The 11,987-nt window shown below is 68.6% G+C and carries 10 protein-coding genes; 3 read left to right on the top strand and 7 right to left on the bottom strand.

Annotated features, from left to right (window positions below; genetic code table 11):
• Window positions 1–46: 46 nt before the first annotated feature.
• The 3 genes from IB261_RS17350 to IB261_RS17360 are packed head-to-tail and all read right to left on the bottom strand — an operon-like array spanning window position 47 to window position 2,976.
• On the bottom strand, window positions 47–547 hold the full coding sequence (locus IB261_RS17350; RefSeq protein WP_081518280.1) for a cytochrome P460 family protein: 501 nt from the start codon (window positions 545–547) through the stop codon (window positions 47–49).
• Between the two features lie 14 nt (window positions 548–561).
• Window positions 562–1,569, bottom strand: coding sequence for an alpha/beta fold hydrolase (locus IB261_RS17355; RefSeq protein WP_081518699.1), 1,008 nt, complete (start codon window positions 1,567–1,569; stop codon window positions 562–564).
• Between the two features lie 57 nt (window positions 1,570–1,626).
• Complete coding sequence (locus tag IB261_RS17360; RefSeq protein WP_225594933.1) at window positions 1,627–2,976, bottom strand: epoxide hydrolase family protein; 1,350 nt, start codon at window positions 2,974–2,976, stop codon at window positions 1,627–1,629.
• A 221-nt stretch (window positions 2,977–3,197) separates the two neighbouring features.
• Between IB261_RS17360 and IB261_RS17365 the strand changes: the two genes are divergently transcribed.
• From IB261_RS17365 to IB261_RS17375, 3 genes are all read left to right on the top strand, one after another.
• Window positions 3,198–6,008: a PAS domain-containing protein gene (locus tag IB261_RS17365; protein ID WP_192382677.1), complete on the top strand. Its 2,811-nt coding sequence runs from the start codon at window positions 3,198–3,200 to the stop codon at window positions 6,006–6,008.
• Window positions 6,008–6,379, top strand: coding sequence for a response regulator transcription factor (locus IB261_RS17370; RefSeq protein WP_151187427.1), 372 nt, complete (start codon window positions 6,008–6,010; stop codon window positions 6,377–6,379). Before IB261_RS17365 ends, IB261_RS17370 begins: the two co-directional genes overlap by 1 nt.
• 74 nt (window positions 6,380–6,453) lie before the next feature.
• Window positions 6,454–7,098 (top strand): response regulator transcription factor, encoded by a 645-nt coding sequence (locus IB261_RS17375; protein WP_225606074.1) that lies wholly within the window; start codon window positions 6,454–6,456, stop codon window positions 7,096–7,098.
• 6 nt (window positions 7,099–7,104) lie between these two features.
• On the opposite strand, the gene IB261_RS17380 is transcribed toward IB261_RS17375, so the two are convergent.
• From IB261_RS17380 to IB261_RS17395, 4 genes are all read right to left on the bottom strand, one after another.
• The gene (locus IB261_RS17380; RefSeq protein ID WP_192382679.1) at window positions 7,105–9,978 is read right to left on the bottom strand and encodes an ATP-binding protein; all 2,874 of its coding nucleotides are present in this window, start codon (window positions 9,976–9,978) and stop codon (window positions 7,105–7,107) included.
• Window positions 9,979–10,119: 141 nt separating this feature from the next.
• Window positions 10,120–10,536, bottom strand: coding sequence for an organic hydroperoxide resistance protein (locus tag IB261_RS17385; protein ID WP_192382680.1), 417 nt, complete (start codon window positions 10,534–10,536; stop codon window positions 10,120–10,122).
• A gap of 23 nt (window positions 10,537–10,559) precedes the next feature.
• Window positions 10,560–10,949 carry a hypothetical protein gene (locus IB261_RS17390; protein ID WP_151187431.1) on the bottom strand — a complete coding sequence of 130 codons (390 nt, stop codon included), beginning with the start codon at window positions 10,947–10,949 and terminating at the stop codon, window positions 10,560–10,562.
• A gap of 174 nt (window positions 10,950–11,123) precedes the next feature.
• Window positions 11,124–11,873 carry a creatininase family protein gene (locus IB261_RS17395; RefSeq protein WP_151187432.1) on the bottom strand — a complete coding sequence of 250 codons (750 nt, stop codon included), beginning with the start codon at window positions 11,871–11,873 and terminating at the stop codon, window positions 11,124–11,126.
• Between the last annotated feature and the right edge of the window lie 114 nt (window positions 11,874–11,987).

Raw genomic sequence — 11,987 nt, forward strand, 5'->3', positions numbered from 1 at the left:
TTCTCTCAAGGTGTAGCGCTCAAGGTGCAGTGCTCAGGAGCAGCTATCAGGGTGCGTAGCGGGTGAAGACCAGGTCGTGGTCCTTCACCCGCGCCTGGTGGCAGGCCAGGCAGGTCTGGTGCTGCGCTTCATCGGCGGGCTTGCCGTCGATGAAGCGGGCGAAGCCCCAGCCGCCGGTAGCCGCGTACTTCTTCGAGTCCTTGACCATGAACTGCACGGTGGTGGCCGCGCCGGGGATCGACGCCGGCTCGAACTCCGGCGACTGCACGTGCTTCCAGGCGAGCTTGGCCAGCACGCTGCCGTCAGGGAACGGCAAGGTGCCGGCGCGGTAGGCCTTCATGGCGATGTCGTTACCCAGCACGGCGCGCAGTTCGTTCAGCGGCGCCGCCTCCTGGGCGGGCGCCACCAGCTGCCAATTGCGGTAGCCCTCGGGCATGCGCACGCCGTAGATCGGCGAGGCGTCACCGTCGGCCCTGGCGCCTGTCGCCACCAGCAGGGCGAAGCCGGTCAGGGCGATACGGCGCAGCGTGTTTCCAGTGATGTTCATGGCGGCTCTCCGGCTCACAGATGATCGGCGTCGACCACCGCCTTGACGAAGGCGTCCGGCGCCTCCTGCGGCAGGTTGTGGCCGATACCGCCGGTGATCAGGCGGTACTCGTACTTGCCGCTGAAGCGTTTGGCGTAGGCCTCGGCCGGCGGGTGCGGCGCGCCATTGGCGTCGCCTTCGAGGGTGATGGTCGGCACCTTGATGCTCGGGAAGGCTGCGAGTTTCTTCTCCAGCTCCGCGTAGCGCGGTTCGCCTTCGGCAAGGTTCAGGCGCCAGCGATAGTTGTGGATGGAGATCGCGCCGTGGTCGGGGTTGTCCAGGGCCTGGGCGCTGCGTTCGAAGGTGGCGTCGTCGAACTTCCACTGCGGCGAAGCCAGTTGCCAGATCAGCCTGGCGAACTCGTGGCGGTACTTGTCGTAGCCGGCCTTGCCGCGCTCGGTGGAGAAGTAGAACTGGTACCACCACTGCAGCTCGGCGGCTGGCGGCAGCGGCGCCTTGCCCGCTTCCTGGCTGCCGATCAGGTAACCGCTGACCGACACCAGCGCCTTCACCCGCTCCGGCCAGAGCGCCGCGACGATGTCAGCCGAGCGCGCGCCCCAGTCGTAGCCGGCCAGCACGGCGCTCTTGATCTTCAGTGCATCCATGAAGTCGATGACGTCCACCGCCAGCGCGGCCGGCTCGCCATTGCGCCGGGTCGAGGCGGAGAGGAAGCGCGTTTCGCCGTAGCCGCGGGCATAGGGAACCAGCACGTGATAGCCCTTGGCGGCCAGTTGCGGCGCCACCTCGGTGTAGCTGTGGATGTCGTACGGCCAGCCGTGCAGCAGGATCACCACCGGACCATCGGCCGGGCCGGCTTCGGCGTAGGCGACGTTGAGCAGGCCGGCGTCGACGTGCTTGAGCGTGCCGAACGCCGGGTCGGTCGATGGCGCGGTAGCGGCCTGCGCCACCGAGCAGGAGGTGAATTGCGCCAGGGCGATGGCCAGCGCCGAGGCGCCGAGGTGCGGATGCTTGAACAGGGTCATCAGGGTTCTCCAGGGCAGGCGTTCGGCCTGCCCGATGGTTGCCGGCATTCGGCGGGTTCAGTGGCTGGTGAGGCCAGCTCGCAGCGGGCGGAACGCTTCGCGCAGTTCCTCGCTGAACAGCTGAGGTTGCTCCCAGGCGGCGAAGTGGCCGCCCTTGTCCACCGCGTGGAAGTAATCCAGCGAGGGATAGGCGCGCTGCGCCCAGCTTTTCGGCGCCCGGTAGATCTCGCCGGGGAATACGGTGATGGCCACCGGCACCTTGATCTGCGAGGTCTTCTGCGCGGCGGCGCTGAAGTTGTTGTTGTTGTTCTCCCAGTAGAAGCGCGAGGAGGAAGCGCCGGTGTTGGTCAACCAGTAGAGCGAGATGTCGTCGAGCATCTCGTCGCGGCTCAGCACGCGCTCGGGCTCGCCACCGCTGTCGGTCCAGGCGGCGAATTTCTCGTACATCCACGCGGCCATGCCGGCGGGCGAATCGGCCAGGGAATAGCCGATGGTCTGCGGGCGGGTCACCATCATCGCGCCGTAGGCGGCATTGCGGCCGAAGAAGGTACTCAGCGCGTCGAAGGCGCGGCGCTCGTCGGCGCCCAGCCCGGCTGGAGCCGGAGCGCCGCTGTTGATCGGCCCGACCAGTTCCGGCGGCACCGTCGCCGGCATGTTCAGGTGGATGCCCAGCAGGCCGGGCGGGGCCAGGCGGCCGAGGGCATCGGAGATCACCGAGCCATGGTCGCCACCCTGGGACACATAGTGGCTGTAGCCCAGGCGCTTCATCAGCACGTCCCAGGCGCGGGCCACCCGGTCCGGGCCCCAGCCGGTGGCGGTCGGCCTGCCGGAAAAGCCATGGCCGGGGATCGCCGGGATCACCACGTCGAAGGCGTCTTCCGCGCGCCCGCCATAAGCCACCGGGTCGGTCAGCGGGCCGATGGTCTTGAGGAACTCCAGCGGCGAGCCGGGCCAGCCGTGAGTGAGAATCAGCGGCATGGCATGCGGCTCTTTCGAACGCACGTGGATGAACTGGATGTCCACGCCATCGATACGGGTGATGAACTGCGGCAGCGCGTTGAGCCGGGCTTCGGCGCGGCGCCAGTCATAGTCCTTGCCCCAGTAGTCCACCAGCGCTCGGACTTTCTCCAGCTGGATGCCCTGCGAGGCATCGTTGACCGTCTCGCGGTCCGGCCAGCGCGTCGCGGCGATGCGCCGGCGCAGATCGTCCAGTTGTTCCTGCGGCACCTGGATGCGGAACGGCCGCACGCTGTCATCGGCGGTGGCGGCGCTGCTGGCGGTCGCGGCAAAGGTCTGTTGGAGCAGGTGATGCTGGCCGTCACCGAGCAGGAACAGGCCCACGGCGGAGGCCATGAGCGTGCGGCTGAAGCGGCGGCGAAGGTGAGGCGATAACAAGGCGGCAGGCATGGTCGATCTCCCTGAGTCACTGGCCGACGGATCGGCGACCTGCAGCGATCTCAACAAAGCCCGGGAGGTGCCGCGATTGCACCATGGTGTCGGTCGATACCTTGGTATCGGGCCCGGCGCGTGACGCACTTGCGGTGCCGCGGCCGACACCTAGGTATCATTGGCAGCCCCGCCAGCAAGGCGCATGCTCGCCCCACGGCTAGCGCCGGGAGAGGACCGGTATGCACAACGAAGTCGTCGACAAGCTGCCCGACATGGCGTGGACCGCCAGCGTCGAAGGCCGCCTGGAAAGCGTCAACCAGGCCTGGCGCCTCTATGCCGGGCGCGCCCCCGACGCCCTCGGCGAGCATGCCTGGCAGGCGCTGGTGCATCCCGACGACCTGCCGGCGCTGCAGCACGCCTGGAGCGCCATCCGCCAGTCCGGCGTCGCCCATGACCTGCAGGCCCGCCTGCGCCGGCACGACGGTGTCTATCGCCGCTTCCTGCTGCGCGCCCGCCCGCTCACCAATGACCTCGGCGAGCCCACCGGCTGGTGCGGCCAGAGCATCGACATCGAGGACCTGCTGCCGGCGCCGCCCCTGACCGTGACGCGCGAGACACAGGACCTGATCGACAGCATTCCCGCGCTGATCTCGCTGATGACGCCCACCGGCGAGCTGGAGTGCGTCAACCGGCACAACCGCGAGTACCTCGGCGCCAGCTTCGATCAGCTGCGACGCTGGACCAGCTCCGACACCATCCACCCCGAAGACCTGCCCTGCGCGCTGGCCGCCTGGAAGCACTCGGTGGCCAGCGGCGATCCGTACAACTTCCAGCAGCGGGTGCGCGGCGCGGACGGCATCTACCGCTGGTTCCACGTGCGCGGCCTGCCCCACCGCGATGCCGAGGGGCGTATTCAGCGCTGGTTCGTGCTGAAGGTGGACATCGACGAACAGCGGCGCGACCAGGCCTTGATCGCCCAGGCGCAGAAGTCGCTGGCCCAGGCACTGGAAGAGGTCAGCGTTTCCGAGGACCGCCTGCGCACCCTGATCGACGCCGTGCCCGGCTTCGTCTGGCGCACCGATCCGGGCGGCAGCGTGGAGTTCCTCAACCAGCGCTGGTTCGACTACACCGGCATGACCCCGGAAAGCGCCGCCGGCGTTGGCTGGATGACCGCCCTGCACCCCGAGGACGCGCCGGCACTGGGCGTCTACTGGCAGGGCCTGCTGGAAGCGGGCAGCGCCGGCGAGTTCGAAGCGCGCCTGCGCCGCTTCGACGGCAGCTACCGCTGGTTCCTCATCCGCGCGGTGCCCCAGCTGGACGCGGCTGGCCGCGTGCTGAAATGGTACGGCGGCAACACCGACATCCATGTGCGCAAGCGCGCCGAGCTGCTGCTGGCCGGCGAAAAACGCCTGCTCGGCCTGATGGCCGGCGGCTGCGCCCTGCCGCAGGTGCTGGAAACCCTTTGCCAACTGGTGGAAGCCAACCTCGAGGGCAGCCGCTGCGCCATCACCCTGGTCGCGCCGCGCCATGGCCGCTTGCCAGAAGCGACGCTGCGCCTGCAGGCCGGCGCCGCACCGCACCTGCCGACTTCGATGTATGGCGGCACGGACGGCCAGCCGGTGGACGCGCTCAGCAGCCCGCAAGCGCAAGCCGTGCTCGGAAACGCCACCGTGCAGATCGACGACCTGGACGGCGAAACGCGCTGGCCCGCCTGGCGGCAACACGCGCAGGCTTGCGGGCTGCGCGCGCTGGCGGCCATCCCGGTGGTGTCCAACCACGGCGAAGTGAGCGGCATCCTCTCGGTCTATTTCGGCCAGCCCCAGAAGGTGGCCGAAAACCAGTGCGCGCTCATTTCGCAGTTCACCCACCTCGCCAGCATCGCCATCGACCGCGCGCGCAGCGAAGCGGCCCTGCGCCAGAGCGAAGCCTTCCTGGCCAAGGCCCAGCGCATCAGCCTCACCGGCACCTTCTCCTGGCGCGTGGATAACGACGAGATCGCCTGGTCGGAAGAAATCTACCGGCTCCTCGACCTGCAGCCGGGCCTGACGCCGGGCTTCGATCTGATCTTCTCGCGCATCCACCCGGACGACCGCGCCACGGTGGAAGCCATGCTCAGGCGCCAGCGCCGCGACGGCTGCGACTTCGAGCATGAACACCGGCTGCTGCTCCCCAGCGGCGCCGTGCGCCACGTCCACCTGGTCGCCCAGGCCACCCGCGAAGCCGACGGCGCGCTGCTGTACATCGCCACGGCGCAGGACGTCACCCAGCGCCGCCTCGCCGAGGAGACCCTGCACCGGACCCGCGCCGAACTGGCACATGTCGCCCGCGTCGCCAGCCTGGGCGCGCTGACTGCGTCCATCGCCCATGAGGTCAACCAGCCGCTGTCGGGCATCATCACCAATGCCAGCACCTGCCTGCGCATGCTGGGTGCGCAAACTCCCAATCTGGAAGGTGCTCGGGAAACCGCGCGGCGCACCATCCGCGACGGCAACCGCGCGGCGGATGTGATCAAGCGCCTGCGCGCCCTGTTCGCCCGCCACGAAACGGTCAGCGAACAGGTGGACCTGAACGAGGCCACGCGGGAAGTCATCGCCATGCTGCACAACGAGCTGCAGCGCCACGGTGTCACGGTGCTGCCCACGCTGCAGGCAGGGTTGCCCGCCGTGAGCGGCGACCGCGTGCAGCTGCAACAGGTGATCCTCAACCTCATCCTCAACGCCATCGATGCGCTGGACGACGTGCACGACCGCCCGCGCCAGCTGCGTATCAGCACCGGCCATGACCTGGACGCGAGCATCTTCCTGGCGGTCCGCGACAACGGCGCGGGCTTCGCGCCGGAGGACGCCGGGCGCCTGTTCGATGCCTTCTTCAGCACCAAGCAGTCGGGCATGGGCATCGGCCTGTGGGTCAGCCGCTCGATCATCGAGCACCACGCCGGCCGGGTCTGGGCTACCACCCACGACGGGCCGGGCTCCACCTTCATCTTCGCGCTGCCGCAGGCACTGACGCCGGCACCGACCAGCCACGACCAACCGACGGAGATCTGCTGATGGCCACGCCCCTGCTCGTGTCGGTGGTCGATGACGACGAATCGGTGCGCGAATCCCTGCCGGACCTGCTGCGCGAGTTCGGCTTCGAGGTGAACGCGTTCTCCTGCGCGGAGGACTTCCTCGCCTCGGACGCCCTGCTGCGCACCCGCTGCCTGATCCTCGACGTGTCGATGCCGGGCATGAGCGGGCCGCAGCTGCAGAAGGAGCTGGCCGCGCGCGCGATCCCCGTACCGATCATCTTCATCACCGCCTACAGCGACGCGACCACCTGCCCGCGCCTGATTGCCCAGGGCGCGGTGGCCTGCCTGCTCAAGCCGTTCAGCGAAGCGGAACTGCTCAAGGCGCTCAGCGCCGCCCTGCCGGTCGGCTGACAGCCCGGTCGACGCCACTCGGAGGACATGGCATGTTGCACCACTCCCCACCTCATCCAGGCTCATCCCCGCGCATGGAAACCCGGCCCAAGCCAGAGGCGACACCCATTGTCTACGTGGTCGACGACGACATCTCGGTGCGCGAGTCACTGGAATTGCTGATCCGCTCGGCTGGCTGGCAGCCGGTGCTGTTCGAGGCCGCCAGCGCCTTCCTCGACCAGCCACCGAGCCTCGCGCCGTGCTGCCTGGTGCTGGACGTCAACCTGCCGGACCTCAACGGCCTCGACCTGCAAAGCAGCGTGGCCGGTGCGCGCCCGGCGATGCCGATCATCTTCATCACCGGCTACGGCGACGTACCGCTCACCGTGCGCGCGATGAAAGCTGGCGCGGTGGAGTTCCTCACCAAGCCGTTCGACAGCGATACGCTGCTGCAGGCCATCACCGACGCCCTGGAACACAGCCGCGCAGCGCTCGGCCAGCAGTCCCGCCTCGACGCCCTGCGCCAGGCTTACGCCCTGCTCACCAGCCGCGAGCGGGAAGTGCTGGAGATGGTGGTGGCCGGCCGGCTGAACAAGCAGGTTGCCGCCGACCTGGGCATCAGCGAGATCACCGTGAAGGCGCACCGTGGCCGGGTCATGCGCAAGATGCAGGCGCGCACGCTGCCGGACCTGGTGAACATGGCGGCATTGCTCGCCATCGGGCCGGCCGAGAGCCGCTGATATCGCTCAGGCGGTAGCGCCCAGCGCCCGCCGCAAAGCTTCCAGCTGGCAGACGTCGAGCGTGTCCAGGCCTTCTTCGGGCTGGCAGGCTTCCAGCAGCGCCAGCGCTTGGGCCACATCCCCTTGCTTCGCGCGCAGCCGTGCCAGGTCCAGGCTCGAACGCAAGACCCAGGCGAACGCGCCCTGTTCGCCGGCCATCGCCAGCGATTCCTGGAGAACACGCTCCACCACCTGATCCCCCTCCTCGCCCAGCGCAGCGATGATCTGCGCCTCGATACGCATCAGCTCCGGCAAGGCATAGGCATCGCCGCTGCTACGGCAGTGCGCGATGCAGCGCCGCGCCACGCCCAGCGCGCGGCGGTGTTCGCCGGCAAGGATCAGGCCTTCGGCCAGGGCGATCTCGAAGGAGGTGGTCAGCAACTCGTAGCGCATGCCGTGCAGGCGCGTGAGGCTTTCTTCCAGTTGGCGCACCGCGTCGCCGGGTTGTTCGCGGCGAATGGCGATGGCCGCGCGCAGGCCCGGGGTCGCGGCCTGATAGGGGGCGAAAGCGTTGGCCTCGGCGATCCGGCTGAAGGTCGCCAGGCTGCGCTCGGCCTTGTCCAGCTCGCCGGTCCAGAGATGGATGCACAGCGTCCACACCAGGGCGATGCAATGGGTGGCCGGATGATTGAGCTCCGCCGCCTCGGCTTCCACCTGGTCCGCCCAGCGCCGCGACTGGTCGGCGCAACCCAGCAGCCAGAGCGTGCGCGCCAGGGCGAGGCCCGTGCGGTTGTGGTGGTCGAAGCCATAGTGCAACGTGCGGCTGCGTTCGGAAGGCAGGCTGTTGCGCAGGGACTTTTCCAGCTCCTCGCGCGCCCGCTGCTGGTCGCCCAACAGGTGATGGGAGATACCGGCGAGCGAGGCAGCCACGGCCACTGCTTCCGGCTCGCCCAGAGTATCGCCGACCAGCACCGCGCGCTCCGCCCAGGCCAGCGAAGAGGCGAAGTCACCGATGCGTTCGTAGAAGATCTGCAGGCGCCCGAGCACCCGCAGTTCGGCCCAGTGGTCGCCCAGCGCCTCGGCGATTTCCAGCGCGCGAAGCAGGGCCTTGCCGGCGGCCTCGCTGTTGCCGCGGGTGAACATCAGCACCAGCCCGAGGGCCGCCTGCAGCTCCATTTCGGTGGGCGTGCCGAAGTAGCCCAGCTCCAGCAACTCGGTGGCCCGAGCGCACCAGGTACGGCATTCCACCTGCAGTGAATAATGCAGGAACAGCGGCGCGCTGGCCGCAGCCAGCGGAAGTGCCAGGCCAGGGTCGCCCTGCGGGCCGAAGCTCCACTCCAGCGCGCTGCGCACGTTGCCCAGCTGGCTGGCCAGACGCGCACAGCCTGCGTAGATGACCTCGGGCACACTACCCAGTTGCTCCAGCAACCACAGGTAATAGGCGGCGTGACGGAAGGCCAGGGCGTGCGCCTCCTCATGGCCATGGGCAGCAGCCTTTTCGCGGGCGAAGGCGCGGGTCATTTCCAGCAATCGATAGGCCGTGGCGGCCTCGCTGCGGTCCACCGCCACGAGGCCCTTGGCGGTCAGCTCATCGAGGATGGCAGCCGCTTCCAGCGCATCGATCCGTGCATCGGCGACGACCTGCGCGGCCGCCTCCTGGGAGAACGGCCCGACGAAGACCGAAAGGCGGTCGAACACCAGTTTCTCGCTGCCGGACAACAGCCCGTAGCTCCAGTCCAGCATGGCGCGCAGCGTCTGGTGGCGCGGCTGCGCGGTGCGCCGGCCGGACCAGCCCAGGGAGAAGCGTTCGCCCAGCAGCGAATGGGTGGCCTTCACTCCATGGATGGCCACCCGGACCGCCGCCAGTTCGATGGGCAAGGCCATGCCACCCAGGCGCCGGCACATGTCGGCAATCAGGTCGGCGTCGCCGTCCTGCAGTTGCAGCGAGGCGTTGGCGGCCTCGGCGCGCTCGACGAACAGCCGCACGGCGGGGAACGCCAGCAAATCTTCTGCCGGCAAGCCTTGCGGGTCTTCGGGGAAATCCAGCGGGCCCAGCCAGTGCGCCTCTTCGTCCCGCGCGCGCAGCGGCTCGCGGCTGGTGGCCAGCAGGCCGACGCCGGGAGCGGCATCGCGAATACGCTCGGCCAGCGCGGACACCACGTCCACCACGTGCTCGCAGTTGTCGACGATCAGCAGCAGGTCCTGGCCCCGGAGGTGCGCCAGCAGCACCGCCAGCGGGTCCTCGGACTGCACCGGCACACCCACCGAGGCGGCCAGCGCCGAGGCCACCAGCTGCTCATCCTCGATTTGCGCCAGGTCGATGAAGCGCACGGCCTGCCGGCGTTCGGCGGCCAGTCGGTGGCCCACTTCGTTGGCCAGGCTGGTCTTGCCGACTCCGCCGGTGCCGACGATGGTGAACAGGCGGGGCTCGCGCAGGCGCTGCAGGATCATCTGCACATCGGCCTCGCGGCCGATCAGCTTCACCCGCGGCGGCAAGCTGCCGACGCCTTCGCCCATGCTCATTACCGGCGGCGCTGCCGACACCGCTTCGCTACCAAGATTCACCGGTGCGACGAAGGCATAGCCGACACCCACCTGGGTGGCGATGTAGCGCGCGCCGTCCTCGCCGTCGCCCAGGGCGCGGCGCAGGCCGGTCATGTGGAAGCGCAGGCTACCCTCTTCCACCACCATGTCGGGCCACACGCGCTTGAGCAGTTCACGCTTGGAGAGCACGCGACCGGGCTTTTCCAGCAGGGCGAGCAGCAGGTCGAAGGCTCGCCCGCCGATATCCATCGGCTGCGCATCACGGGTGAGCAGGCGCTTGCCGGGCACGACCCGGAACGGGCCGAATTCGACCGGCGTTTTGAGTGAGGAGGACAGATCGTCCGCTGCGGACTCCACGGGGCGTCTCTTCCGACAGAGGGAGTGGGCGCGAGACTGGCCCGCAAGTCCTAGCAGGATAGGAGTTTCGAGCACGCGATCAAGCCTTTGCGTGACCTTTTATGCGGGCTGTCACGCCCAAGGGCCGGTGGCGATGCCCCATCAGCACAGGCTCAGGGTGACGGCGACATTGCCCCGCAGCGCTTTCGAGTAGGGGCAACTCTGCTGTGCGGCATCCAGCAGCCGCTGCGCCAGTTCAGGGTCCAGCCCCGGCAGGTGGACCGCCAGGTGGGCCCGCAGGAAGAAACCCTGCTCGCCGTGCATCAACTCCACCTCGGCATCCACCGTCGTGTCCGCCGGGAACTCCTGCTTGCGCGCATTCGCGGCATGCCGCAGCGCGCCGATGAAGCAGGCCGACCAGCCAGCGGCGAACAACTGCTCGGGGTTGCTTCCCTCCCCCGGTGCTCCCGGTGGCGTCAGCCGAACCTGCAACCGACCATCATCACTGCGTGCTTCACCATCACGGCCGCCACGGGTATGCACGCGGGCGGTGTAGAGAACCTTCTCGATCGACTGCATCGGGTCTTCCTGAAAACCTGGACTCAGTGGGCGGCGGCGGTACGCCTGCGCCGCGCCGGTTTCTGCGCTTCACACACGACGGGCCCTGCGGCCGGCAGCGCGCAACGGTGGGCGCTCAGTTCATGCCGAGCCAGCTCCAGCAGCCAGGCGCGAAAAGGCACGGCCGGGTCGTAGCTGGCGCGCTGTCGGCCAACCTGTCGCAGGGTGGCGCGCAGCAGGTCGCCCATATCCTGCTGGCCGATGCGCCCGGCCTGCGCCTGGCCCTCGAAGAAGGCGATGAGCAGCGGCAGCACGGCCATGTACAGCTGGCGCGATGCCACCTCGTCGTGCTCGCCGGAGCCGAGGATCAACGCGCCGAATTCGGCATTGCTGCGCCGCCCCGCCAGATTCATGCAGCCATCATGCTGGGTCATGGAGGCCTCCCTGGTTAGCCAATGACACCCGGTTGCCAGAGTGGCAAGGCCGGCGCAATCGGGCGAGTTATCTGCTGTTAGCTCTTGTTAGCTGGCCGGCTTTGCGCGGCGCAAAAAAACAGAAACCCGAGCGAGGCTCGGGTTTGCGTGAGGTAACGCAGCGGCGGATGGCACTCAGAACGGCGAGGGTTCCCCGCTGAAGGCCTCGACCGCCTGCACCAGTCCGAGGGCGGCGAGCATCACCAGCTCGCGCCCCTTCTCCGGCGTGGCAAGGCCCGGATCGGAGCCCATGCGGCCGTCCGGATGGCGCGCGCGGAAGTCCGCCGCTTCGCGGATCGGGCCCCAGTTGGCGATCGGCGGCGAGTACTCGGCCGACTTGATGTGCTGCGGATAGGCCCACTGGGTCACGGCGATCTCCGAAGGCGTGGCGTGAATGCCATGGCCCTTGGGGAACTGCCGGTTGGCCAGCTCGCCGACGCCTTCCAGGTCCCACCAGTTGCACAGCTTCAGGGCGAAGCCGGCCGGGCGGCGGGCAAAGCTGGCCTGGGCGTAGAGTTCGGAGAAGGCGGCCTCGATGGAGGCGACGTTACCGCCGTGGCCATTGAGGAAGAGGATTTTCTCGAAGCCGTGGGCAGCCAGGGAATTCACCCAGTCGCAGATGGCGGCGATGAAGGTCGAGGGGCGCAGCGTGATGGTGCCGGGAAAGCCCAGGTGATGCTGCGCCATGCCGATGTTGAAGGTCGGCGCGATGAGGATGTCCGCCGACTTCTGCGCTTCGTGGGCGATGATTTCCGGGCACATCCAGTCGGTCCCCAGCAGGCCGATGGGGCCGTGCTGCTCGTTGGAGCCGATGGGGATGACGATGGTCCGGCTGCGGCCAAGGAATTGCTCGATTTCGGACCAGGTGCAAAGGGGTAGGAGCATGGAGACCTCGCGATTCGACGGGTTCGCCTGGGTGGGATGAGCGTGCGGCGCACGTTCGGACTGCGGGGTTCTCGGAGCTATGGCCGGGTTTCCCCTGCCGGAAATGACACCACG

Origin of the sequence: Pseudomonas sp. PDM20, from assembly GCF_014852575.3 — a bacterium.
Taxonomy (GTDB): Bacteria; Pseudomonadota; Gammaproteobacteria; order Pseudomonadales; family Pseudomonadaceae; genus Pseudomonas.